25 protein-coding genes and 1 pseudogene are annotated in these 22,694 nt (G+C 60.0%); 13 read left to right on the top strand and 13 right to left on the bottom strand.

Going from position 1 to position 22,694, the window contains the following annotated elements; genetic code table 11:
- A partial coding sequence (locus AC13D8_RS17750; RefSeq protein WP_482969944.1) for an SHOCT domain-containing protein occupies window positions 1–255 on the top strand: 255 nt, incomplete at its 5' end.
- Between the two features lie 84 nt (window positions 256–339).
- Here AC13D8_RS17750 and AC13D8_RS17745 read toward each other — a convergent pair.
- From AC13D8_RS17745 to AC13D8_RS17735, 3 genes and pseudogenes are all read right to left on the bottom strand, one after another.
- Window positions 340–504, bottom strand: coding sequence for a hypothetical protein (locus tag AC13D8_RS17745; protein ID WP_482969943.1), 165 nt, complete (start codon window positions 502–504; stop codon window positions 340–342).
- A gap of 44 nt (window positions 505–548) precedes the next feature.
- Window positions 549–931 (bottom strand): annotated as a pseudogene (locus AC13D8_RS17740) (IS66 family transposase); the annotation flags it as partial.
- 338 nt (window positions 932–1,269) lie between these two features.
- The gene (locus AC13D8_RS17735; protein ID WP_482969942.1) at window positions 1,270–2,268 is read right to left on the bottom strand and encodes an IS110 family RNA-guided transposase; all 999 of its coding nucleotides are present in this window, start codon (window positions 2,266–2,268) and stop codon (window positions 1,270–1,272) included.
- A gap of 74 nt (window positions 2,269–2,342) precedes the next feature.
- On the opposite strand from AC13D8_RS17735, the gene AC13D8_RS17730 reads away from it, so the two are divergent.
- Window positions 2,343–3,694, top strand: a protein-coding gene (locus AC13D8_RS17730; protein WP_482969941.1) for an IS3 family transposase whose coding sequence is annotated in 2 segments (ribosomal slippage) — window positions 2,343–2,679 and window positions 2,679–3,694 — 1,353 coding nt in all. Because the reading frame shifts where the segments join, the coding sequence is not laid out codon by codon here.
- A 207-nt stretch (window positions 3,695–3,901) separates the two neighbouring features.
- Here the strand turns inward: AC13D8_RS17730 and cueR are convergent.
- Both cueR and AC13D8_RS17720 read right to left on the bottom strand, forming a co-directional pair.
- A complete protein-coding gene (gene cueR / locus AC13D8_RS17725) occupies window positions 3,902–4,321 on the bottom strand; it encodes a Cu(I)-responsive transcriptional regulator (RefSeq protein ID WP_482969940.1) in 420 nt (139 codons plus the stop codon).
- Window positions 4,322–4,334: 13 nt separating this feature from the next.
- Window positions 4,335–6,854, bottom strand: coding sequence for a heavy metal translocating P-type ATPase (locus AC13D8_RS17720; protein ID WP_482969939.1), 2,520 nt, complete (start codon window positions 6,852–6,854; stop codon window positions 4,335–4,337).
- A gap of 123 nt (window positions 6,855–6,977) precedes the next feature.
- Between AC13D8_RS17720 and AC13D8_RS17715 the strand changes: the two genes are divergently transcribed.
- Window positions 6,978–7,199, top strand: coding sequence for a heavy-metal-associated domain-containing protein (locus tag AC13D8_RS17715; protein WP_482969938.1), 222 nt, complete (start codon window positions 6,978–6,980; stop codon window positions 7,197–7,199).
- Between the two features lie 47 nt (window positions 7,200–7,246).
- Here AC13D8_RS17715 and AC13D8_RS17710 read toward each other — a convergent pair whose 3' ends face one another.
- From AC13D8_RS17710 to AC13D8_RS17675, 8 genes are all read right to left on the bottom strand, one after another.
- Window positions 7,247–7,978, bottom strand: coding sequence for a DsbA family protein (locus tag AC13D8_RS17710; RefSeq protein WP_482969937.1), 732 nt, complete (start codon window positions 7,976–7,978; stop codon window positions 7,247–7,249).
- 1 nt (window position 7,979) lies between these two features.
- Window positions 7,980–8,456: a c-type cytochrome gene (locus tag AC13D8_RS17705; RefSeq protein ID WP_482969936.1), complete on the bottom strand. Its 477-nt coding sequence runs from the start codon at window positions 8,454–8,456 to the stop codon at window positions 7,980–7,982.
- Window positions 8,456–9,847: a multicopper oxidase family protein gene (locus AC13D8_RS17700; RefSeq protein WP_482969945.1), complete on the bottom strand. Its 1,392-nt coding sequence runs from the start codon at window positions 9,845–9,847 to the stop codon at window positions 8,456–8,458. The genes AC13D8_RS17705 and AC13D8_RS17700 overlap by 1 nt, the downstream gene beginning before the upstream one ends.
- A 92-nt stretch (window positions 9,848–9,939) precedes the next feature.
- Window positions 9,940–10,572 carry a cupredoxin domain-containing protein gene (locus AC13D8_RS17695; protein WP_482969935.1) on the bottom strand — a complete coding sequence of 211 codons (633 nt, stop codon included), beginning with the start codon at window positions 10,570–10,572 and terminating at the stop codon, window positions 9,940–9,942.
- 82 nt (window positions 10,573–10,654) lie between these two features.
- Window positions 10,655–11,191 carry a cupredoxin domain-containing protein gene (locus AC13D8_RS17690; protein WP_482969934.1) on the bottom strand — a complete coding sequence of 179 codons (537 nt, stop codon included), beginning with the start codon at window positions 11,189–11,191 and terminating at the stop codon, window positions 10,655–10,657.
- A gap of 38 nt (window positions 11,192–11,229) precedes the next feature.
- Entirely contained in the window at window positions 11,230–11,595 is a 366-nt protein-coding gene (locus tag AC13D8_RS17685; protein WP_482969933.1) for a hypothetical protein, read from the bottom strand.
- Window positions 11,595–12,053 (bottom strand): c-type cytochrome, encoded by a 459-nt coding sequence (locus AC13D8_RS17680; RefSeq protein ID WP_482969932.1) that lies wholly within the window; start codon window positions 12,051–12,053, stop codon window positions 11,595–11,597. The genes AC13D8_RS17685 and AC13D8_RS17680 overlap by 1 nt, the downstream gene beginning before the upstream one ends.
- 32 nt (window positions 12,054–12,085) lie before the next feature.
- Window positions 12,086–12,664: a L,D-transpeptidase gene (locus AC13D8_RS17675; RefSeq protein WP_482969931.1), complete on the bottom strand. Its 579-nt coding sequence runs from the start codon at window positions 12,662–12,664 to the stop codon at window positions 12,086–12,088.
- 182 nt (window positions 12,665–12,846) lie between these two features.
- Here AC13D8_RS17675 and AC13D8_RS17670 point away from each other — a divergent pair, with 182 nt between their 5' ends.
- The 10 genes from AC13D8_RS17670 to mrdA all read left to right on the top strand — a co-directional run bounded on the left by AC13D8_RS17670 (window position 12,847) and on the right by mrdA (window position 22,452).
- A complete protein-coding gene (locus AC13D8_RS17670; RefSeq protein WP_482969930.1) occupies window positions 12,847–13,134 on the top strand; it encodes a DUF2933 domain-containing protein in 288 nt (95 codons plus the stop codon).
- Between the two features lie 273 nt (window positions 13,135–13,407).
- Window positions 13,408–14,178: a DsbA family protein gene (locus AC13D8_RS17665; RefSeq protein WP_482969929.1), complete on the top strand. Its 771-nt coding sequence runs from the start codon at window positions 13,408–13,410 to the stop codon at window positions 14,176–14,178.
- 11 nt (window positions 14,179–14,189) lie between these two features.
- Window positions 14,190–16,316, top strand: a complete 2,127-nt coding sequence (locus AC13D8_RS17660) for a protein-disulfide reductase DsbD family protein (protein WP_482969928.1) — start codon at window positions 14,190–14,192, stop codon at window positions 16,314–16,316.
- A 117-nt stretch (window positions 16,317–16,433) separates the two neighbouring features.
- The gene (locus AC13D8_RS17655) at window positions 16,434–16,709 is read left to right on the top strand and encodes a hypothetical protein (RefSeq protein WP_482969927.1); all 276 of its coding nucleotides are present in this window, start codon (window positions 16,434–16,436) and stop codon (window positions 16,707–16,709) included.
- A gap of 540 nt (window positions 16,710–17,249) precedes the next feature.
- The gene (locus AC13D8_RS17650) at window positions 17,250–17,882 is read left to right on the top strand and encodes a c-type cytochrome (protein ID WP_482969926.1); all 633 of its coding nucleotides are present in this window, start codon (window positions 17,250–17,252) and stop codon (window positions 17,880–17,882) included.
- A 2-nt stretch (window positions 17,883–17,884) separates the two neighbouring features.
- Window positions 17,885–18,871 (top strand): cytochrome C, encoded by a 987-nt coding sequence (locus AC13D8_RS17645; protein WP_482969925.1) that lies wholly within the window; start codon window positions 17,885–17,887, stop codon window positions 18,869–18,871.
- Window positions 18,861–19,289, top strand: a complete 429-nt coding sequence (locus AC13D8_RS17640; protein ID WP_482969924.1) for a hypothetical protein — start codon at window positions 18,861–18,863, stop codon at window positions 19,287–19,289. Before AC13D8_RS17645 ends, AC13D8_RS17640 begins: the two co-directional genes overlap by 11 nt.
- 247 nt (window positions 19,290–19,536) lie before the next feature.
- Window positions 19,537–19,770, top strand: a complete 234-nt coding sequence (locus tag AC13D8_RS17635) for a hypothetical protein (protein ID WP_482969923.1) — start codon at window positions 19,537–19,539, stop codon at window positions 19,768–19,770.
- On the top strand, window positions 19,767–20,516 hold the full coding sequence (locus tag AC13D8_RS17630) for a ferric reductase-like transmembrane domain-containing protein (RefSeq protein ID WP_482969922.1): 750 nt from the start codon (window positions 19,767–19,769) through the stop codon (window positions 20,514–20,516). The genes AC13D8_RS17635 and AC13D8_RS17630 overlap by 4 nt, the downstream gene beginning before the upstream one ends.
- Window positions 20,497–22,452, top strand: coding sequence for a penicillin-binding protein 2 (gene mrdA / locus AC13D8_RS17625; protein ID WP_482969921.1), 1,956 nt, complete (start codon window positions 20,497–20,499; stop codon window positions 22,450–22,452). The genes AC13D8_RS17630 and mrdA overlap by 20 nt, the downstream gene beginning before the upstream one ends.
- The last annotated feature ends 242 nt before the right edge of the window (window positions 22,453–22,694 follow it).

Raw genomic sequence — 22,694 nt, 5'->3', positions numbered from 1 at the left:
GCGGATCCGGGCAGCAATGCCAATGACACCTATGGGCACATGATGTGGGGTGGCGGACATGGCTGGTGGGCAGGTTTCGGCATGATCCTTTTCTGGGGGTTGATTATCGCAGTTGCCGTTTTCGCCTTTCGAGCGCTTACCAGTAACCGGGTTGGCGAGACCCGCGATCCGATGGAGATCCTCAAGGAACGCTACGCGCGCGGTGAGATCGACGAAGACGAGTTTCGGCGCCGGAAGCAGGAACTTCAAGGTTGAGCCATCAGGCCCCTGCCTACGTCGCCTCAAACGCCCGAATGCCAGACAGGCGGGGTAAGGTTGCTCTTTCTCTGGTGTATCTCATCAATCCTCTGCCAAGCGCGTATCGGTAGCGCTTTCCAGGGCGTTCAGAACCGCCTGCGTCGTCAACAGCTCTGGCAGAACGATGCCTTCCGGTGTGCTTGGTCCGTAGTCGGCGGCGGTCACAGCCCGAATCTCGGCACTGAGCTGGCCGCCGCGTGTCAGCATATCCAAGTCGTCCTGAGCAAATCGAACCGTGAGCCCTTGATCGATCGCGTCGCCAACCGTTCCACGGCGGTCGGGCCATTGATGGCGCGTTCGATATCGAAGTTCGCGTCGATCCGGGCCACAACCTCCAGCGCGACAGGGGAGATGTCATGGGCGGGCTTGCCTTCCGGGCATTCCCCTTGATGTCGGCGATCTCGAAGAACTTGCGCCGGGCATGGCTCCAGCACAGAGCACTCTCGACCGACCCAGAATCGCGGTCGGCGCGGTAGAGGTCGTTGTAGCCCCCATAGGTATCCGCTTGCAGGATGCCCTGCCATCCGGCGAGATACCGGTTCGGATTGGCCATCCCACGGTCGCGGGAAAAGGGGAACAGCGCCGCAGGAGGGTTTCCGCCGGCAAAGGGACGATCGTCACGGACATAGGTCCAGGGTGTTTAACGTCAGCACCTATGGGACAGATTTGATGTTTTCGTAACGGACGATTTCTGGTTCATCGCAGCCACCAAGGAGCGAATCTATGGACGCCCCTTGCGCAAGGTGTTTTGGGGCGACGGAACCAACGGCATTGGATGCGTGAATCTATCCGGCCTTTTTTCGAAGCTGTTTCGCTTCTGACCTCGATGGGATCCGCTTGTTTTCATTGCCTTCTAAGATGACCGGCCTTTTATGGCCATCGCTCCTTACAGGCTGTGAATAGGCGGCCCGAGCCGTTACACCATCGTCATTCACCTCGCATTCTTGAACGTCTAAACGACCTGCGCTCCGTCTATGCAGTTTTGTAGCTCTCACCGCTGCGCAACACCGCCCAGGCAATGCGTGCTGTCTTGTTGGCAATTGCCACGAGCGTTTTGTTGTGCCCCACGCGTGCAAGCAGGTCTTGCGCCCATTTGGCACGCCGATCATTGCGGCCAGCAATCCTGATCAGCACAGACCTGGCACCGTGGATGAGCTGGCGGCGCAAGTATTGGTTACCTCGTTTACCTATGCCGCCAAGCCGTGGTTTGCCTCCTGTCGTATATTGTCTGGGGACAAGTCCGATCCATGCCGCGAGTGCCCGACCTGACGAGAAGTGCCGGCCATCATCAACTGCAGCGATCAAGGCGGTGGCGATCACCGGCCCAACGCCTGGAAGGGTCGATAAGCGTTTGCACCGATCATCGGTGCGACATATCGCAACGAGCTTTTTGTCGATCTCAGTAATGCGTTTGTCCAGTGCTTCAAATTCAGCGATCAGAGCGTTGAAGTTCTGTTTTGCCAGAAGTGATAGGCTGGCTTCCGCAACGACGTTCCTGACGTCCTTTCGAAACCGAAAGGCACCGGCGGCAATGACAATGCCATATTCTCCCAGTAGGCCCCGAATATGGTTTATCAGTCCGGTTCGTTGTGCAATGAGCCGGTCGCGTGTTCGGTGCAGCATCTGCAAATCCTGTTGCTCCGTCGTCTTCACCGGCACAAACCGCATAGTCGGGCGCAGCGCCGCCTCGTGGACTGCCTCGGCATCGACCGCGTCATTTTTAGAGCCTTTCACGAACGGCGTGACGAAGCGTGGATGAATGAGACGAACCGGATATCCCATAGCCTCGAAACACCGACCCCAATGATGCGCGCTTGCGCAGGCTTCCATGGCGACGGTTTCCGGGGAAAGTTTCTGAACGGCGGCTTCGAGTTTTGATCTGCTCACCTTCTTCGAGATCACCTCGCCTTCATCGGTAATCCCGTGGATGTGGAACGACTGTTTGCCTAAATCGATCGCAAGTAGCTGCATTTTGTGAACTCCTTCTGCTTGCCATGTCTGCCGAAGATTATTGGCTTGGGTGCAAGGGGCGTCCATTCCATAAGATGAACAAGAAACCCGGAACATCGAAGGACGCAGCCGACAAGCTGGTCAAAGGGATCAAGCGCAAGACGCGCAAGCAGTATTCTGTGGAAGAGAAGATCAGGATCGTGCTGGCGGGCCTGCGCGGCGAGGATAGCATTGCCGCGCTGTGCCGCCGGGAAGGCATCAGCGAGAGCCTGTATTACACGTGGTCGAAGGAATTCCTCGAAGCGGGCAAGCAACGCTTCGCCGGGGATACGGCCCGCCAGGCGACATCGCCTGAGGTCAAGGAGCTGCGCTCGGAATCGGCTGCACTCAAGGAGGTCGTTGCCGACCTGACTCTGGAAAACCGTTTGCTCAAAAAAAGCATGATCGGGGATGGGGAGTGCGAGGCATGAGGTATCCTGCATCGGAAAAGCTGGAGATCATCCGCACCGTCGAAGCCTCGCATCTGCCCGCTCGTCAGACGCTGGCCATGCTCGACATCCCACGCACGACCTATTACCGCTGGTATGATCGCTGGTCCGAGGGTGGGCTTGACGCGCTCAAGGACACGCCGTCCCATCCGGGGTCTGTGTGGAACCGCCTCCCGGATGAGACCCGGGCGGAGATTATCGAGTTCGCGCTCGAGCATGAGGATCTGACGCCCCGTGAGCTAGCGGTGAAATACACAGACGAAAAGCAGTATTTTGTCTCGGAATCATCGGTTTACCGCATCCTGAAGGCGGAAGACCTGGTCACGGCACCGGCGCATATCGTGATGAAGGCGGCCAATGAGTTCCGGGACAAAACCACGCGGCCCAACGAGCTGTGGCAGACCGACTTCACCTATCTGAAGGTGCTGGGTTGGGGGTGGTTCTACCTGTCGACCATTCTCGACGATTACAGCCGTTACATCATCACCTGGAAGCTCTGCGCAACCATGAAGGCCGAGGATGTGACTGCCACGCTCGACCGGGCGCTGGAGGCTTCAGGATGTGACTGCGCGACCGTTGTCGCCAAGCCAAGACTTCTCAGCGACAACGGCTCGTCTTACATCGCGGGGGACTTGGCGGATTACCTCGACGAAAAGGGCATGGATCATGTCCGAGGCGCGCCATACCACCCCCAAACACAGGGCAAGATCGAGCGGTGGCATCAGACCATGAAGAACCGTGTCCTGCTGGAGCATTACTTCCTGCCCGGTGATCTCGAGCGCCAGATCGGGGCCTTCGTCGAATACTACAACAACCAACGCTACCACGAGAGCCTTGGAAACCTGACACCGGCCGATGTCTACTTCGGCCGCGCTGAACGGATCCTGAAACAGCGAGAGGAGATCAAACGGAAAACCATGATCAAGCGGCGCTTGCGCCACCAAACTGAAAACGCATAAACTCAATCGAGGATGAGCCAGAGCCTCCAAACGGAAAACCGCTCAGCTGTCCCAAATTATCTGACGACGGACACCACCATGGCCGCGCGGTTTGCGTGCCGCCCTTTGCCGGCAGTTGCACCGTCGTGTCACTGCTCGAAAAGGGCGGCGAGCAACCGAAGAGTAAAACCGTAAAGAGGATCGCCCAAGCCAAACTCTATTACTCGGCTAGGCCGTTCTCTTTAGCTGCTCTTCGTCGTGTTGTTTCGTTGCCAAATCGGCGAGGATCGGACAATCTGGGCGGTGATCCCCGGCACAGGCGTCCACCAGGTGAGCCAGCGTCGCACGCATTTCCTTTAGTTCCGCGATTTTCTCGTCGATCCGTTCGAGATGTTGCTCGGCAATCTCCTTGACCTCGGCGCTAGCGCGTTCTTCGTCCTCATAAAGAGCAAGGAGATTGCGACAGTCCTCTATGCTGAAGCCAAGCGCACGGGAACGTCCGAGGAAGGCAAGCTTGTGTGCGTCGCTTTCACGAAATATGCGATAGCCGTTCGTGCTGCGAAGAGGCTTCACAAGCCCAATATCCTCGTAATATCGGATCGTTTTGGCTGGCAGGCCAGAAAGGGCGGCGACATCTCCAATATTCATGATCAGGTTCTCCTTATTCAGCGGCGACAGGGGTAGGAGATAGCGAAGCGGACGCATCACGATCTGGCACCTTGGCTTCATCCATGACGGGACGGACCCGGCGCAACCGCAGGGCATTCGTCAGCACAAAGACGGAACTGAGCGCCATGGCGCCCGCGGCCAGCACCGGCGACAGCAACAGCCCTAAGGCCGGAAAGAGTACGCCTGCCGCCACCGGGATCAACGCGACGTTATAACCAAAGGCCCAGAACAGGTTCTGGCGGATATTGCGCATGGTCCGGCGGGATACTTCGAAGGCGTTGACCACGCCGCGCAGATCGCCGGACATCAGCACGACATCGGCGGATTCGATGGCAACGTCGGTGCCGGTGCCGATCGCAATGCCCACATCGGCATGGGCGAGCGCCGGCGCGTCGTTAATGCCGTCGCCGACAAAGGCGACCTGTTCGCGGTTATCGCGCAGAGCGTCCAGCGCGGCCACCTTGCCGTCGGGCAGGACGCCCGCGATCACGTGGTCAATGCCGGTTTCCTGCGCAATCGCCTCAGCCGTTTCGCGCTTGTCCCCGGTGATCATCGCGACCTTCAGGCCGAGGCCGTGCAGCGCAGCGATGGCGGCAGCGCTGGCGGGCTTGACCGGATCGGCCACGCCGATGACCGCCGTTACCTTCCTGTCCACAGCCGCAAACAGCGCCGTGCGACCCTGCTGCGCAAGGTGCCGCTCGGAGTCTGCCAGTTCCTCGATGCTCAGCCCTTCGCGGACCATCAGGCGGTCCGCGCCGACCAGCACCTCGCGTCCTGAGACCGTGGCCTGCACTCCGTAGCCGGTGTATGACGTGAATGCCTCGACATCGAGGCGTGCAGCACCCTCGGCCTCGCCCGCCCGCACGATCGCTTCGGCAATGGGATGTTCGGACTGCGCTTCGACTGCGGCGATCAACGCCAGCACCTCCGCCCGCTCGAATCCGTCGGCCAGAACGAGGTCGGTCAGTTCGGGGCGGCCTTGGGTCACGGTGCCGGTCTTGTCGAGCGCGACGACATCCACCGAAGTCAGTTGTTGCAGCGCGTCGCCCTTGCGGAAGAGGACTCCCATCTCGGCCGCGCGACCGGTGCCCACCATGATCGAGGTTGGCGTGGCAAGGCCCATGGCACAGGGGCAGGCGATGATCAGCACCGACACGCCGGCCACCAGTGCGTAGGATAGGGTAGGGGAGGGGCCGAAAAGTAGCCAGACCAGAACAGTCACGGCGGCCAGTGCCATAACCGCCGGCACAAACCAAAGCGTGATCCGGTCCACCAGGCCCTGGATGGGCAGCTTTGCGCCCTGCGCCTGTTCCACCATGCGGATGATCTGCGCCAGCGTCGTGTCGGCACCAACACGTGTAGCCCGGAACTGGAAGCTGCCGGTTCCGTTTACGGTGCCGCCGGTCACGGGATCGCCTTGCGCCTTGGCTACGGGAATCGGTTCCCCGGTAATCATGCTCTCGTCCACATGCGCGGTGCCCTCCGTCACCTCGCCGTCCACCGCGATGCGCTCGCCCGGTCGGACAAGCAGAATATCGCCCGCGCGGATCCGCTCGATGGCAACGCCCTGTGGCTCGCCATCGACCAGAACCCGCGCGGTGCGGGCCTGGAGGCCGAGCAGTTTCTGAATCGCGGCACCGGTGCGGCCCTTGGCGCGCGCCTCCATCCAGCGGCCCAGAAGGATCAGCACGACGATCACCGCCGCCGCCTCGAAATAGACGGCGCGTGACGCCTCGGGCAGCAGCGCAGGCGCGAAGAGCGCGGTCACGGAATAGAGATAGGCCGCGCCAGTGCCGACGGCCACGAGGCTGTTCATATCCGGCGCGCCCTTCAAGAGCGCGGAAAACCCTTTGGTATAAAAGTGGCGCCCGGGCCAGAACAGCACGATCGTCGTCAGCACGAACTGGATCGTCCAGCTTGTCTGGTGCCCGATCGTGCGGCCGATCATCTCGTGCATCCCCGGCACCAGATGCGCCCCCATCTCGAGCAGGAAGACAGGCAAAGCCAGGCTCGCCGCGAACGCTGTCTTTCGTCCCAGATCGCGCGCTTCGCCTTCCTTGCGTGCGCCACGATCCTCTGCGGATGTATCGGCGGCGGCCTCTGCCGGGTAGCCGGCCTCTCCGGCGGCGGTTAGCAGCTCAGAGAGCTCCACCGCGCCCTCGACATAGGTCACGGTTGCGGTCTCGGAGGCAAGATTGACGTCGACCTCCAGAACCCCGGGCACCGCCGTCAGCGCCTTGCCGACACGGCCGACGCAGGAGGCGCAGGACATGGACGAGACGTTCAGGCGGACTGTCTGCGTGCGGGCCGGGTAGCCAGTCCGCTCCAGCGCCTCAATCACCTCGGGTATCCGGGTTGACGAATCGATCCGGGCCTGTACCGTCTCGGCCGCGAGGTTCACGCTTACCTCCTCAACGCTAGGCAGCGCCGAAAGCGCGCGTTCGACCCGTCCGACGCAGGATGCGCAGGACATGTTCTGAACAGAGACCCGCAGGTCTTGGGTAGTTTGCATGAAGGTCTCCTTTGTCTCTCGGGAAGACATCTAGGGCTTCCCCTTGCTGGAAGGTCAAGCTTCTCGGCGCACTTTTTTCGCGCTTGACCTTACCACGCTGGAAGCACTCACCTGACGATGAGAATGAAGGAGACGGATATGAACAGCTTCACTATTCCGGAAATGAGTTGCGGGCATTGCACCGCGGCAATCGAAAAGGCGATCAAGGCAATCGATCCGACCGCGACCGTTTCGTGCGACCTTGGAACGCGAACCGTTGCGGTCGAGAGCTTTCTCAGCGACCGGGCAGTGTCCGAAGCGATCCGCGATGCGGGTTACGATTTGGCGGCGCCAGCCGCGACCTGAGACGCGATCGGCGCCGGAATAACCGGCGCCGATTCCGCTCGAATATGCTATTCGGCCGTCTCGCGCGTCTCTTCCACCAATGCCCTGAGCTGGTCTACTTCAACGAATCCGGGCACAAGGTTGTCCCCGATCACGAAGGACGGGGTGCCGCTAAATCCAAGCGCCTGTGTCAGGCGCATGGAGGTCGCGATATGCTCCTGGATCTCGGGGGCCACCATGTCTTCACGCAGCCGTTCGACATCGAGTCCAACTTCCTCCGCAATTCTCATGACGGAAGCTTCCTCGGCGCGCCCTTGCATACCCATCAGAGCCCAGTGGAACTCCTCGTACTTGCCTTGTTCCCGCGAGGCCAAGGCAGCCTTGGCGGCGAAGACTGATCCGTCGCCAAGGATGGGCCATTCCCGATAGACCAGCCTGACGTTGTCATCGCCGTCCAGCAGCCCTTGAACTTCGGCCATGGCACGTTTGCAATAGGGGCAATTGTAGTCGAAGAATTCGACTACGGTGACATCCCCGTCCGGGTTTCCAAGAACCGGCGCATTCGAATCCCGGTCGAGCAATCGGCGCTCGTTGTTCAGAACTTCGGCCTGCGCCTGAGACTGGGCGGCGGCCTGCTCGGCCTCCAGGATTTGCACCGCTTCCATGATGATCTGCGGATTCTCCCGAATGGCTTGCAAGGCAAGCTCCTTGATCCGCTCGTCTGTCAGATCTTGAGCGATTGACGCGAAGGGGGCAATCGCCAGTCCAATTGCCATTACCATTGTCGGAAAACGACGCATTTCAGTTTCCTTCCTGCTGTCGCGGGGCAGCACTGCGTGTGGCTTGGATGGCGCGCTGTCGCTCCGGCCACGTCGATTTGATATAGGCGATGATGTTCCAGATCTCGGCATCAGACAGCTGGTCGCCGAATCCAGGCATGCCGCTTTCAAACTCGACGCCCTGGAGAGCGAGCGCGGCCTTGCCGCCCAGCCTGGTGTAGTCGAACAGCACACTATCGGAGTGATGCCAGGTATGCCCCGTCTCGTCATGCGGGGGGGCAGGCAGAATGCCATCGGGTCCGGGTGACCGCCAGTCCGGCTGGCCTTCCAAGTCCGCCCCGTGGCAGGAGGCGCAGAATTCACCATAGAGCTTTTCGCCCTGAACAATATCGGCATCTTCCGGCATGGCTTCGGTCTGCGCACCGGCCGTGCTCTCAAACCAGCCAACGGCTCCGGCTGCACCCAGAACAATCACCGATAATGTCAGGTACTTTCGCATCACGTCACCCTTATCCAGGTCATCATGCCGGAGGCGGCATGACTCAACATGTGGCAGTGAAACAGCCAATCGCCCGGATTATCGGCCACGAAGCCGATTGTCCGCGTCTCACTGCCGAACATCAGAAGCGTGTCACGGAGAGGGCCAAGGGCACCGTCTTTCTCGATCTCGCGGAAATGCATTCCATGCAGGTGCATCGCGTGCGGAAAGGAAGTGTCGTTGTAGATCTCGAGCTTCACCGCCTGTCCGGCCTCCACATCGGCAAGCGGTGTTTCGGTCATTCCGATCGTACCGTTGAATGCCCAGAATTCGTTGGCCTCGACAAGTTCTCGGAACGTCTTGCGCTCGCCGTTCAGGGTCGCGGCATCCAGCGTTCCCATCGCGCCACCCTGCATGTTCAGCCGCACGGAAACGGCCCTTTCGAGACCCGGCACTTCCATTTTCGGATTTCGGGGCAGAGGGGCAGGGGGGTCACGACGAGAGGCCAATGCCAGACTGCTGACAGGGAAGGCCACTTGTGACATGCCTTCCTGGTCTTCAATCCGCACCAGATGCGCCGTCTCTCCAAGCTCGGCGGTGACGTCGACGATAAGGTCAGCGCGCTGACCAGGCCCGAGAATGAGTACGTCGTCCAACGGCTTCGCCGAGTCCAATGGCATCCCGTCAAGGGCAATTGTCCAGCCCTCCATTCCGGCGAGCGACAGGAGGAAGATCCGCGCATTGGCGGCATTGATCAGTCGAAGGCGCAGGCGTTCGTTCTGCCGCACATCGAGCGCCAAATCATGTTTCCCATTCGTCGCGATGAAGTTGCCGCGTCGGCCCGCGTGACTGCGATCGTGTCGCGACGTGAAATCGGAATCGATCTGCGCGGTCTCGGAATCGAGAAGCCAATCGTCCAAGATCAGAACTTCGTCGCGATCCACATCGGGAGCGTCCGTCTCCTCAACGATCAGCGCGCCGTAAAGTCCGCGAGCGACCTGCTCAACCGATCTATTGTGCGCGTGATACCAATAGGTCCCGGCATCGGGTGCGACAAAGTTGTAATCGAAGCTCTCGCCCGGTTCGACGCCTGCTTGGGTCAGCCCTGCGACGCCGTCCATCGCGTTGTCGATCCGCATACCGTGCCAGTGGACAGAGCTTGCCTGCGGCAATTCGTTCAGGAACCTTCGCTGAACCCGTGCGCCCTGCGAGATCCGCAACTCCGGGCCGGGCATCAGGCCATCATATCCCCAGATTTCCGTCTTCGGATAGGTTGGTGGCGCCAGCTGGACTGCAGCCGATCGAGCCTTCAATTCGTTAAACTGCGGCGTCACGGCGCGCGCGGTTTTCGGCAACCCAACGGCTACGGCCGCTGCCGCGCTGTGCGAAAGGAAATCCCGCCGAGTCTTCATCGTGTCCTTTCCTTCCCTGTTACCGGCCAGCTCGGCGAGAATGTGTCCGCGGCCTGCGGCGGATTGCGCGCCGCGGGGCATCGAGTGCGGCGTCAGGAATGGTCGCCAGTGAAGACAATGCCGGCTTCCATGCCCCCGGCGCGGTGGCCGGGCACGTTGCACGCGATCAGGACATCCTCGGCATCGCCGCTGAAGGTCCAGACCAACTCGGTTGCTTCACCGGGTTCCAGAAGCCGGGCATTCGCGTCGGTATGCATCATGCCCTGGCTGCGCATCTTGTCATGGTCGAGGCGTCGCGTCGTCATCATCCCGCCCTTCATCATCGCCCGCATTTCGTTGGCATGCGCATCGTGCATGTCATCAGTGGCGATTGCGAATTCATGGACCACGCGCCCTACGTTCTTGAGCACGAATTTCACCGTTTCGCCCTTCTCGATTTCGAAGTCGTCGGGGTCGAAATACATCTCCCCCAATTCGACTTCGATCTCCCTGTCGATGTGCGAAATATCACCTGTCTGGCCAATATCCGCATCCTCACCGTGGCCAGGGGACGCGTTTGCCGCGCCCGCTCCCGCAAGCAACCCCACAACCGCCAGGGTGGTCCAGTTTCCAAATTGCGCGCAAGTCATGTGCTTCGTACCTCCGAGAAGATTTCCGTGGACCCAACGATACTTGAATACGTGGTAACTCGAAACGTTTTTGGCAATCTCGTAGCCGGCCTGCACGTCACGACCGTGTTCGTGCCACCTTGCCCTTCTTTCCTCCGCAACTGGGCGGAACGGCCAATAGACCGTTCCGCCGCTGCGGTCAGCCGCTGACTCCGTCGTCACCGAATTTGAATGTACCGACCATCCCCGCCTCGCGATGTCCCGGGACGTTGCAGGCGAAGCCGACCTCTTCTTCACCGCTGAAGGTCCAGATGATCTCGGCGGTTTCACCCGGCTCCAGCAGGACGCTGTTGGCATCGTCATGCATCATCCCGGCCTCCATCATCTTGTCGTGGCGCAATTTGCGCATGGTCATCAGGCCCTTCTTCATCATCTCGCGCATCTCGCCCCTGTGGTTGTCCCACATGGATTCGGTGCCGAGATTGAACTCATGCACGGCGCGCCCATCATTCGTCACGATGAATTTGACGGTTGTACCTTTCTCGATCTCGATCTCTTCGGGGTCGAACGCCATCTCGGTCATACCGACTTCGATCACCTGGTCGATTTTCGAAACGTCACCGACCTGGCCGATATCGGGCTTTTCGCCGTGACCGGGACTCGCTAGGGCGAACGACGAGGATACCGCAAGCGCGCAAGCGGCCAGTGCGGTGCTAAGGGTGGTTTTGTACTGCATCTTTCTACTCCATAGTTTCACGTTCCATTTGCCTGCTTTCAGGCCTCTGCGGACGGTCGCGGAGGCGGCGTTCGAGGCGAAAACGTGATGGAGCCAGGCCTTTCCTCAGGCCAGACTTTTCGGGCCCGCTGGACAAGCTGGGACATCCGGAACATCGGATCGGGCGCCAGTATGGCGATCAAGAAACAATCAAGCCCCGAGTGGCAATGGCTCTCCGGCAGATCGTGTCCGGACGTCGTGGCAAGAGCGGAACCATCGAGGTAATCGGCCGTGGCGTGGTCCTGATGAACACCAGGTACAGCCTCGGTCCCGGCAGTCGCCATGGCGGAGAACGTGACATAAATCACAAGCAAAACCGCGCCGGAAAAATCCCGCCAGGGCCGTTCTGTCAGTGCCGCGCGCATCAGTTGATCCCGTTTTCCCGCTGCAATTCGCGCACATAGCGTGCGATCATTTTCACATCGGCATCGGTAAGGCCCTCTACCGGTGGCATGTTCCCGAATTCCCAATGATGGGTCCTGACCCCGTTCTTCGCGGCGAGCACGAAGGCCATGTCGGAATGATGCGAAGGTTCATAGATCTTGTGTACGAGCGGCGGTGCAACACCATTCTGACCCGCCGCGTTGGCACCGTGGCAATCCGCGCATTTCGCCTCGAAGGCGCGCTTGCCGATTTGCGCTTCGGGCGACAGCTCCGCGGGCAGCGAGACCTCTACGATGGGCGCACCTTGCGCAACACCGCTTGTATCCGGCGGCACCATCGAGTGACCGGCGGACTCTTGAGCGGATTGGGTCGCGTTCCAATAAACGGCAAAGCCACCGACCAATAGAAAGGCGACAATGGCCAAAAGCGTCTTGTTCATTCTTTACAGTCCCTCGCGAGCATCTACTCGACTCAAATCAACTTCACCTGCGTTCCCACCGGCGTTCTGTCGAAGACCTCCTCGATATGTTCGTTGTAGAGGCCGATACAACCGTTCGACGACCTGCGCCCAATCTTTCGCGTATCCTGGGTGCCGTGGATCCGGTAGTACTGCCAAGTCAGGTAGAGCGCGCGGGTGCCCAGCGGATTGGTGGGGTCTCCGCCCGCAATACGCGCTGGCCATTCGGGGTTTCGCTCGCGCATCGACGGCGTCGGCGCCCAGCTGGGGTCCTTTCGTTTCTCGACAACCTCGGTATAGCCCCGCTTCGTCAATTCATCCGTTAGCGGAACCGATGTCGGGTAGATGCGCATCTCGCCGTCGGCGGTCCAGTGCTGAAGCACCCTCGTGGTCGTGTCCGAAATGATGACGCCCTTGCCCAGGTTATCAAAGTGGTCCCGCCACTCGTGCGTTCGAAACGACGATATGTTGCGACGCGTCGGGGCAGCGTCCTGTGCCCGAAGAATCGACGGCGCGGCCAAGGCGATAGTGACGCCGGTGACGGCCACGAGAAAACGCCGACGATCAATCGAAATTGATGCCTGCTCGGACATTGCCTGAGTGCTCCTAGTTTCTTGCCTGTTGACGAGCGTAGACCACCTTCCAGTGCTGGAGGGTCAAGCAGGTTCTCTCTGACATAACGGTGATTTTTGTATCGGTTTGTAATGTTGACCTTCCCGTGCTGGAAGCCGGTAGCCACGCCATACATATTACCAGAGAAGCGAGCGGAGATATCATGGAAGACAAGAAGGCTGCCCAACCGGGATCGGAAAAGCTTATGAAATACGGGATGTGGGCCTGCTGCGCGGTAATGATCCTGCCGATCATTGCCTTTCTCGCGGCGGGGCGGGTTTCCGGCGTGTCCAGCAGCCTCATCACATTCGCGCCGCTCCTCCTCTGTGTCGGGGTCCATTTGGTCATGCATCGCTACATGGGAAAATCCTGTCATGGAAAGTCGCGTGTTGATGACAACAAGCACGAGGCGCCCGAAGACCGAGCGGGCACAAGAATTGCGGCCGAATAGACGCCGCGCGTTGCTGTTCCGAGGCACTCCCGTCCTTCTCCTTGCTGTGCTGGGCGGTTGTTCTACGACACCGAAGGAGTGCTTCGCGAATGACACGACACGCCTATCAACCAGTGGAAGCGAAGCGCTGATCCCGCAGGGTTGTGTGGTAACCGAAACCAGAGCGAACGGACTGGCGGTTCTCGACTGTGGAGGCGGCCGCGTCGGCTTCATGGTTCGTGCAAAGCCAGACTAGAAAATGATGCAATACGGAATGAAGGCTGACCCAAAGAAATGACATCTCAGAGACGAAGGACATTTCTGGTCGTTTCCGGGCTGGCCATTTTGTATGCCGGCTTTCGAATTGTTCCCGGTTTAGGGCGCGAATATCTCGTCTTTGAAGAGATTGACGATCCGGTTGAATTCCGTCGGTTGACAGCCGGAAAAAGCTCGGTGGGTTTCGATCCATTCTTCGGCTTGGAGGATCCAACAGAAAACAATCAAGCGAATGCCGAGAGCAGGGTGAGGAATATCATCTGCGCCTCACTGTACGGCGATGCACTCGGTGCTGGGGAAGACGTCCCGGTAGCGTCCTTTTCAGACTCTTATTGCCTGTATTGCCGGGTGCAGACCAAGCGGCTCGCCGACATGGAAGCGCGTCCGGCCAGCGGGATCCGCGTTGCCTGGCACGAGTTGCCGCTATTGGGAGAGACGTCGACACTTGCCGCGAAGGCAGCTCTGGCGGCAAGAAACCAGGGGTCGTATCCCGCTTTCAACGAACGTCTTATGAAATCGCCATTTCAGGCGACACCCGAATACCTCCAGGCACTCGCGGATGATATTGGCATCGATCATTCACAATTGACTGCCGACATGAACGGTGAACGTATTCTTCTCGAATTGGAGAACAGCGCGGCAGTTGCGCGTATCTTTACGTTCATCGGCACGCCGGCGATGGTGATCGGTCGGATCGTGATCCAAGGAGAAATCAGCGAGCGAACGATCCAGGACGTGGTCGCGAGGGAACGAGAGGAAGGCTGGGTATCGGTATGTCAGCAGATTTGAGAGAAAGGATTTTGGTCCATCTTGACTGGGTTTTCATCTACCTGGTTTCTGCAATCTTCGCAAGCCTCGTTGCCGCAACGTCAGTCGTGGCTGCCGGATCGGAGAGTTTCAGGAATCCTGCGGTCGATGCCCGCCTGATCACAGCGGAAAACGGCATCAATCCGGACGCGACGTCGATCTCAGCTGGTCTCCATCTGCAACTCGGCGAGGGTTGGAAGACCTACTGGCGCTCGCCGGGTGAGGTCGGTCTGCCACCGTCGATCGTCTGGGCGGGTTCCAAGAACATCGAGGAGGCCGAGTTTCTTTGGCCGGCACCCGAGCGGTTCACTGCCTTCGGGATCGAGAATTTCGGCTATCATGACGAGGTCGTCTTTCCGATCCGGATTGTGCTTTCGGACCCCGGTATGCCCGTCGCGCTGCGCGCGCGCGTGAGCCTGCTGACCTGCTCGACGGTTTGCGTTCCGCAAGAGTTCAATCTCTCGCTGGACCTGCCGAGGGCCAGCGGGATCGACAACGAGGCGGCAGGGCTGATTTCGGCCTATTCTGCGCGCGTACCGGATGATGGCACGGAAAGCGGAATCAGGATCACCTCCGCCCATCTGGATGACGAAGAGACGGTCCTGACCCTGACCGCAAGAAGCGATGAGCCATTCGAAGCTCCCGATGTCTTCCCCGAACTGGGCGAAGGGACCGCGTTCGGCAAGCCTGACATTAGGTTGGGGAAAGGGGGGCAGTTGCTCTGGGCGCGGCTGCCGATCCTGACCGCTGCATCTGACCCGCCCGAATTGCAGGTAACGGTCACCGATGGCACCCGCGCAGCCACGCTGAACCCCGTGTTGTCCGAGGATGCGCCCGCACCGCCTTTCAGCGTCGCCGCGGTAGTGCCAGGTCTGGGCGAACTGGCGTGGATCGCCGCCCTCGCCTTTCTCGGTGGGCTGATCCTGAACGTGATGCCGTGTGTGTTGCCGGTGCTGTCCATCAAGCTTTCGTCCGCCGTCAAGTCCGGCGGCCTGTCCCCGGCACGCATCCGCACCGGATTTGCGGTCTCCGCCCTCGGCGTCCTGGCATTCATGTGGGTTCTCGCCGGTGCGACGATTGCCGCGCGGGGTTTCGGGCTGACGGTCGGATGGGGCATGCAGTTCCAGAACCCGGTCTTCCTGGCGGTGATGCTGGTCGTGCTCGTTATCTTTTCGGCCAACCTCTTTGGCCTTTTCGAGATCGCGCTGCCATCCTCATGGCAGACCCGTCTCTCGCGCGCAGGCGGGGGTGCGGGTTATGGCGGCGACTTCGCGACCGGCGCCTTCGCTGCCATTCTGGCCACGCCATGTTCGGCACCCTTCCTCGGCACGGCGATTGCCTTTGCGCTTGCCGGGCGTGCCGTCGACATCGCGGTGATCTTCACTGCACTGGGGGTCGGCTTATCCCTTCCATACCTCGTCGTCGCCGCGGTTCCGCAACTTGTGCGGCGCCTGCCCAGGCCGGGTCGCTGGATGATAGTGATCAAGATCATTCTGGGACTGGCGCTCGCGGCCACAGCGGCTTGGCTCTTCTGGGTTCTGAGCGGCGTGGCAGGCCAAAAGGCCGCCCTCTGGGTCGGAGTGACCAGCATCGGTGCCGTGGCGCTGCTGTCGCTTCGCCGGATACCGATCATCGCGAGAATTCCAGGTGCTGCGGTCTTGGCCGTGGTAGCGCTGGCCCTGGCCGGATATCTGCCGGAGACAGGCACGTCGGTGACAACGGCAGCAACCGATTGGGCCAAATTCGACCGGTCCGAGATCGCCCGCCATGTCTCGACCGGACAGGTCGTCTTTGTGGACGTGACGGCTGACTGGTGTCTGACCTGCAAGGCAAACAAGGCGCTGGTTCTTGACCGGGAGCCTGTCGCTTCGCGATTGCGTGAACCCGGGATCGTTGCCATGCAGGCGGATTGGACGCGTCCTGACGAGACCATCTCGCGCTATCTGGAGAGCTTCGGGCGCTACGGGATCCCGTTCAACGTAGTTTATGGTCCCGGAGCCCCGGATGGGGTCGTCTTGCCGGAACTGTTATCGACGGCAGCTGTGCTCGAGGTATTGACTAAGGCTGGATCGGGGCCGGATAATCGCGAAATAGTATTGGATCAGAGCTCCCTGGAATAGGTCCTCCACCCTCTGGCCCGGTCCAGGAAGGAACTTTCGATGAGGATGGCCGAATAGAAATCAGCCAACACAGCGGCTTGACCTTCCAGCGGTGGAAGGATGCATCAGTTAGAAAAAATGGAGCAGAGCATGCGATTCAGTCGAGGGTTAGTCGTTGCCCGTGCGCTGGCTGCGCTTTTCCAGATAGGTCGGCCGGCCGTTGCTTCGCAAGACGAGAACGTCTTCATCCGCAACAATATTTCCTCCTTCAGAGTTTACGACTGGCGGGATCGCTTCGACTCGCTCGGTCCTGGGGCCACCATTTCGGATCCGGCGTCAGTATCGTTGACGAACGAGCCAGTGTGCATGGGCCACATGGAAGTCGATGAAAAACGGATCGACCATCTGACATGATTGCGCCTACTGGCACCGTCGCATTCCGAAAAGACGCCACACCTCCGCGTGTGGTGCAGCGGTGTCTGTCTGCGCTGTTGCTAACACTTGCTCTCCTTCTTGGCTTGCTTGCTGGTCAGTTCGCCGATGTGGGATCGGTCGCGGATCACCACTCTGAAACCTCCATCATCAGCCCCACTGAGGCTCCGGACGCGGTTCCATCCTGTCATCCGGCCCTCATTTGCTCGGCCTTTGTGATCCCGTCGGGTCCGCTGACACCTGTCGTCTCTGAGCTTGGGCTCTACCAGGTTCCAGACCTTACACGTTCTCAGCTACGATTTGATGGCCCTCCCATCGATTTGCCGCCCCCCCGACGCCTGACCTGAATTGTCGGACCGGGGGGCGTCGCCCAATGCTGCCAAGCATTGCCTTACTGGCCATGCCTGTGCGTCGTTTCAGCTTTCCCTGATGTGCGTTCCGAGCAGGTGAGCAGCCCGCAATCGGCCTTCAGAGTCGTTTGGGGCGTTGGGCACAATACAAAAACAATAGGCAGGCAACAAAATGGCAATTCGAGCAACAGTCACAATTACGGTTACCGCTTCTGCAATGGCGGCGTCGGCAATGGCGCACACGGGTGCGACCGGGGTCGTCCTGGACCGCATGAACGGGATGACAGCGATACGCGACATCGTCGCGGAACTCGCCCCGATGATGCAAGGGACTGTGCCGTACGACGCCTTCACAGTCTCGGAAGGCGCGCGCATAATCTCCAGCCACGCGGGCGACAAGATGTTATCGTTCTTCCCGGAGGACAGCCTTGAAGGTGTTACCTACGCCAGGTCGGAGATTTGGGAAAGTTGGCAGGATTTCGCATCTCTGGCCAAAGACCTTGAAATCTATGCCGACGCGTTGTCAGCGGCTGCATCGAACGGCCTACAACCTGCGGAGAACATGGCCGCAATGGACTACTCCGCAATGGCGGCGCAACCTGCGCCACCAGCGGAAAAGGTGTTCACAATCGCCGAATTGATGGGATTTGCAGAGAAACCGAGGGAGATCGCGGCATCCCGTGCTGTTGCCGACCCCACTGAACCCGCCCTCGACCTCACAACGCTTGCGGCGGACGACCTCTTCAATCGGATCAGCGGCACCTGCTCATCCTGTCATGCGCAATTTCGTGCGGGCCGGAGCTGACGATGCGCGGTCTGATCCGGCTTAGCCTGGTCTTCCCCGCCCTGTCCGCAAGCCTTGGGGCAGGGGCGCTTTCGCTATGGCCTATAGGCAATGCGGAACCCGCCGCATTTCCGACGGGCGATGCCGCGCGCGGAGCCTACCTCGCCCGCGCGAGTGGTTGCGTATCTTGCCACACCAATACTGCCGCCGAGGGACAGGCCCTGGCCGGGGGCGCGCCGCTTAACACGCCTTTCGGCACCTTCGTTCCCCCCAACATCACACCGCATCCAGACGGAGGGATCGGGCATTGGACAATTCAGGACTTTGCGAAAGCCATCCGCCAAGGTGTCTCCCCGGAAGGTGATCCCTACTATCCGGTGTTCACATACTCGTTCTATGCCGGATTCAACGATCAGGAAATCGCCGACCTGTGGGAGGCGTTCCGTTCCGTTCCGCCGGTCGCCGAAGCGGCAGCGCCCCATGATATGCGTTTTCCCTTCAGCTTCAGCTCGGGCCTGAAGCTGTGGCGGGCCGCATACTTTGAGGCCCCGGAAACCGATGCGCTCATGGGCACATCTTCTCCCTGGAATCGCGGCCGCATGCTGGTGGAAGGCGCGGCCCATTGCGCGGCCTGCCATACCGGACGGAATCTGGCGGGGGGATTGAAAGACAGCGAACGCTTTGCCGGAAACGCCAGCTTGCCTGGTGGCAGCAAGGCCCCATCCATCCTGGTCAACGATCTGCTGGCAAGGAGCTGGACGGTCCCCAATCTGGCCTATGCGCTCGAATCCGGGCTGCTTCCGAATGGAGATGCCTTTGGCGGCAGCATGGCCGAGGTGGTCGCCGAAGGGACTTCCTACTTTACCGATGCCGACCGCGAGGCCATCGCCACTTACCTGCTCGATCCGGAGGGCAATGGCACTGTGCCAGCACCTGCGCCGCTGACAGACGGAACCCCCATGGCCGCGGGCATGGATCATTCACAGATGGAAATGTCCAATGAAAACTAAACTAGTCACGATCCTTATCGCCTTTGGCGTCATTGCGATAACTGGACTATTCGTCTGGGGAGCACTGAGGACACCGACGCCGGTGGCGTCATCCGGCAACCTGGAAATGCCAACTGCGGCGATCTCGGAAACCCTCTCGGACGGCCGCCTTGATGTCCAAGTCTATGCGACAGGCAACCGTGACGTCCGTCTGGAGATCACGTTCTTGCCTGACGCTAACGCGCTTGAGTTGGCCGGCATGCGTCCAGAAGTCAACTTTGCGATGGTCTACCTGCATAGGGACGGTTTCGATTCACCTCTGGAAACGGTCGAAGCCGGCAGATGGCGGGCGAAAGTCAAATTACCAATGGCCGGACGCTGGGTGGTTAGCGTCGGTTTCGGTGAGGAATTTGCGGAGGTCGAATTCGATGCACTATGAGACCACTTCAACACGTGCGAAGCAAGCAGAGGATTTGCGCAGAGTCTTTCGTGGCTTAGCTGTCGGACTGTTGATGTTTATCAGTCTTGGCACTGTCACAGCAGTGTGGGCAAACCCCCTTTTCGTCCGGATGATACCAATCGGACCCTGGGAGTTCGGGGCGACTGTTCTGACGGCGTTGCTCGCAGGTGTGACAGCCGCGCTCTGGGTCCCACAATGCCGTCTGCGCACATCGGGGACCGGAGGGATGGCGAGCTTTCTCGGGATTGCCTGCCCGATCTGCAACAAGGTTCTGATGCTGGCTTTCGGCGGCCCTGCCCTGCTCGCCTGGTTCGATCCGCTTCGGCCATATCTTGCGACAGCAGGCATGGTCATCATGGCATTTGCCGCCATCAGTGCCTTGCGTGCGTATCGACTTACTGGTGTCGCGAATGGTCTCCCTCTAAACTCGCGAAGCATGGAGCAGGAGGCGCGTGAATGAGTGTGGCCGTTCTTCAGGACCTTTGGACGGCTATCGGTTTCACGGCCAAGCGGGCGTTGGCTCGTCACGTGATCGTGGCGATTCTGGTGGCCGGGCTGGTGTTTGGCTTCGCTGCCGTTCACGCGGAATGGAGCCCGATGCACCGCTGGAATCGGGCTTTCGGGGATGCCTCACTTATCCTCATCGCTCTGGCCATAAGCCTGGGGCCGCTGACCCGGTTCCTGCGGTCGGTCACCCGGCTGCTCCCGTTCCGCCGTGAGCTTGGCATCCAGGCCTGCTTGTTGGTCATCGTCCATGCCGCTATCATTCTGGTGGTCTGGGTCGAATTGGACCTCATGCGGCTCTTCGGATTTGAATGGCATCCCGACCTTCTGATCTATGTGATGTTCCAGCACGGGTTCGGGCTTGGTAACGCCGTTGGGCTTGCCGCCTTCGCCCTTGCGATCCTGCTCGCAGCAACGTCAAGCGACCACGCAATGCGTCGACTTGGCGTATCGGCCTGGAAATTCCTTCAAATGGGCGTCCTTCCGCTTTGGTGGCTGACGGTTGCACATGTCTTTTACTTCCTCTTCATGCATTTCCTGAGCTTCCATCGCGCGATCCCGGAGCCAAACCCGCTCAGGCCATGGTTCTTGGGTCTTGTGCTATTCGTGATCATTCTTCGAGCGGCTGCTTTCCTACGAACCGCCGGACGAACGCGAGAAACCCCATCCACCAGGGAGGGTTATGTTCGTGCGCCGAGCTGAGCGTGACCTCGCCAAGCTGTCCAAGACGACGCGACGGGCGCTCCTGACGGGTGGCGCCATGACGACGGTCGTCGGCGCTCTGGGCCTGCGGATGTGGCAATTTAGTGTCCGCGACGCCGCGCAATACTACCTGTTGGCGGAGAAAAACAGGATCAATCTGAAGCTCGTCCGTCCTGACCGGGGGCGCATCTACGACCGGTCCGGCAAAATCGTAGCTGATAACCAGAAAGCCTACCGCATCACGCTGGTGCCGGAGGAAGTAAACGATGTTGAGGATGTGCTTGCGAAACTGCGACGCCTTCTTGGTCTTGATGACGAAACCGTCTTGAAACTTCGAGATACGATCAGTCGTGCATCGGGCTTTGTACCCGTCACAGTGAAAGATCGGGTGAGTTGGAAGGAATTGTCAATTGTCGCGGTGAACTCACCGGTTCTGCCGGGAATCCATCCGGAAGCAATCCTATCACGAGTCTATCCGTTTGGTCCAGATTTTGCCCACCAGGTTGGTTATGTGGGTCCGGTCAGCGAGAGCGATTTGAAGAATGGCCAGGACGGAGATGAAGCACTCCTTCGTCTGCCGGATTTTGAAGTCGGCAAGACTGGCATCGAACGCAGTCATGAGCGCGCACTGCGCGGTCTTCCAGGCGTCCGGCGCGTCGAAGTCAACGCATCCGGTCGCACGATGCGGGAATTGGCTCTTGATCCCTCTACCCCTGGGCCGGACCTGCAGATCACGCTTGACCATCATCTGCAAAACTTCATGCGGGTGCGGCTGGAGGGGCAGAGTGCCGCCGCGATAGTCATGGATGTGACAAACGGTGATCTGCTCGGTTGCACGTCGGCGCCATCCTTTGATCCGAACCTGTTTGTCCGCGGAATCTCGAGCCGTAACTATGGTGCCCTTCGTGACAGCCAATTCCGCCCGCTGTCTAACAAGACCGTTCAAGGCGCCTATCCGCCGGGCTCCACCGTCAAGATGTCGAATGCGCTTGCCGCGCTCGAAAGTGGTGCCATGGACCCAAATGAGACCGTCACCTGCAACGGATATGTCGAAATCTCTGGCCGCAGGTTCCATTGCTGGAAGCGCGGCGGCCACGGTCGCGTGGATATGGTGCGTGGACTTCGCGAGTCCTGCGACGTCTATTTCTATGAGGTCGCGCAGCGGATCGGCATCGACGGCATCTTTGCCATGAATGACCGGCTCGGCCTTGGTCAGAAGTATGATTTGCCGCTTTCCGGAATGGCGCATGGCAACAACCCTTCGCGCGCGTGGAAGCAGGAGCGGTATGGCCAGGACTGGTTGATTGGCGACACGATCAACGCCTCGATTGGCCAAGGCTTCACGCTCGCCTCACCAATCCAGCTTGCGACAATGGTGGCGCGGCTGGCATCGGGTAGGGCCGTGCTTCCCCGGCTGGTGCTGCCGTTCGGTAGTCCGAGCCGCGACAAACCTGTTCGGGCCCCGCTCGGTCTGTCGGACGAGGCACTGGCCATCGTCCGGCGGGGCATGTTCGAGGTCTCGAACCACCAACGTGGGACGGCGTATCGATCGCGCATAGCCGATACTGCCAAGGCGATGGCCGGAAAGACGGGATCGAGCCAGGTCTTTTCGATTACTGCGGCAGAGCGGGCTGCCGGAGTCCGTTCTCAGGATGATCTGCCCTGGAACAGACGCGACCACGCACTTTTCGTGGCATTCGCACCCTTTGATGCACCTCGATATGCGGTGACCGTCGTCGTCGAGCACGGAGGTGGTGGATCGACCGCCGCAGCGCCGATCGCGCGCGACATCATGCTTTTTGCACAGCATGGGGGCTTGCCTCCCGAATACCTCTATCCGGCAGAACAACGCGCCCGGATATCCGAGTATCTTGCGGTCATATCCGACCAGATTCTTCCTCCCGATCTTTCGGGTACGGGAGTCAACCGTATATGATTCGCCTCAATCCCACATAAAGAGAGTTGTGGACTCGCAGCCCCGGATGGCATCGTCTTGCCGGAATTGCGTTAACGGAGGCAGTGCTCAAAGAGTTGGCGGAGAAGGAGTCGGGACCAACCGCCGCGAAACAGCCGCAGAGCAAATTGGAAGCGGCCATGTCTGAGACGTGTCGAGCAGATGCGCCGCGACGGTTGTTCCGGACCCCAGTGCCACGACCGTGAGTGAACCGCGAACAAACT

The organism is Roseovarius sp. B-10 (assembly GCF_056859295.1).
Note: the sequence above shows the minus strand (reverse complement) of the source record. Positions and strands in the feature narration are given on the sequence as shown.

Coding starts and splice junctions, on each gene's coding strand:
- AC13D8_RS17630 (WP_482969922.1), top strand. CDS start 19,767: ATGAGTGTGGCCGTTCTTCAGGACCTTTGGACGGCTATCGGTTTCACG.
- AC13D8_RS17670 (WP_482969930.1), top strand. CDS start 12,847: ATGGAAGACAAGAAGGCTGCCCAACCGGGATCGGAAAAGCTTATGAAA.
- AC13D8_RS17665 (WP_482969929.1), top strand. CDS start 13,408: ATGACATCTCAGAGACGAAGGACATTTCTGGTCGTTTCCGGGCTGGCC.
- AC13D8_RS17655 (WP_482969927.1), top strand. CDS start 16,434: ATGGAGCAGAGCATGCGATTCAGTCGAGGGTTAGTCGTTGCCCGTGCG.
- AC13D8_RS17640 (WP_482969924.1), top strand. CDS start 18,861: ATGAAAACTAAACTAGTCACGATCCTTATCGCCTTTGGCGTCATTGCG.
- AC13D8_RS17675 (WP_482969931.1), bottom strand. CDS start 12,664: ATGTCCGAGCAGGCATCAATTTCGATTGATCGTCGGCGTTTTCTCGTG.
- AC13D8_RS17705 (WP_482969936.1), bottom strand. CDS start 8,456: ATGCGAAAGTACCTGACATTATCGGTGATTGTTCTGGGTGCAGCCGGA.
- AC13D8_RS17635 (WP_482969923.1), top strand. CDS start 19,537: ATGGCGAGCTTTCTCGGGATTGCCTGCCCGATCTGCAACAAGGTTCTG.
- AC13D8_RS17690 (WP_482969934.1), bottom strand. CDS start 11,191: ATGCAGTACAAAACCACCCTTAGCACCGCACTGGCCGCTTGCGCGCTT.
- AC13D8_RS17720 (WP_482969939.1), bottom strand. CDS start 6,854: ATGCAAACTACCCAAGACCTGCGGGTCTCTGTTCAGAACATGTCCTGC.
- AC13D8_RS17680 (WP_482969932.1), bottom strand. CDS start 12,053: ATGAACAAGACGCTTTTGGCCATTGTCGCCTTTCTATTGGTCGGTGGC.
- AC13D8_RS17715 (WP_482969938.1), top strand. CDS start 6,978: ATGAAGGAGACGGATATGAACAGCTTCACTATTCCGGAAATGAGTTGC.
- AC13D8_RS17710 (WP_482969937.1), bottom strand. CDS start 7,978: ATGCGTCGTTTTCCGACAATGGTAATGGCAATTGGACTGGCGATTGCC.
- AC13D8_RS17735 (WP_482969942.1), bottom strand. CDS start 2,268: ATGCAGCTACTTGCGATCGATTTAGGCAAACAGTCGTTCCACATCCAC.
- AC13D8_RS17700 (WP_482969945.1), bottom strand. CDS start 9,847: ATGAAGACTCGGCGGGATTTCCTTTCGCACAGCGCGGCAGCGGCCGTA.
- AC13D8_RS17685 (WP_482969933.1), bottom strand. CDS start 11,595: ATGCGCGCGGCACTGACAGAACGGCCCTGGCGGGATTTTTCCGGCGCG.
- mrdA (WP_482969921.1), top strand. CDS start 20,497: ATGTTCGTGCGCCGAGCTGAGCGTGACCTCGCCAAGCTGTCCAAGACG.
- cueR (WP_482969940.1), bottom strand. CDS start 4,321: ATGAATATTGGAGATGTCGCCGCCCTTTCTGGCCTGCCAGCCAAAACG.
- AC13D8_RS17745 (WP_482969943.1), bottom strand. CDS start 504: ATGCTGACACGCGGCGGCCAGCTCAGTGCCGAGATTCGGGCTGTGACC.
- AC13D8_RS17645 (WP_482969925.1), top strand. CDS start 17,885: ATGCGCGGTCTGATCCGGCTTAGCCTGGTCTTCCCCGCCCTGTCCGCA.
- AC13D8_RS17650 (WP_482969926.1), top strand. CDS start 17,250: ATGGCAATTCGAGCAACAGTCACAATTACGGTTACCGCTTCTGCAATG.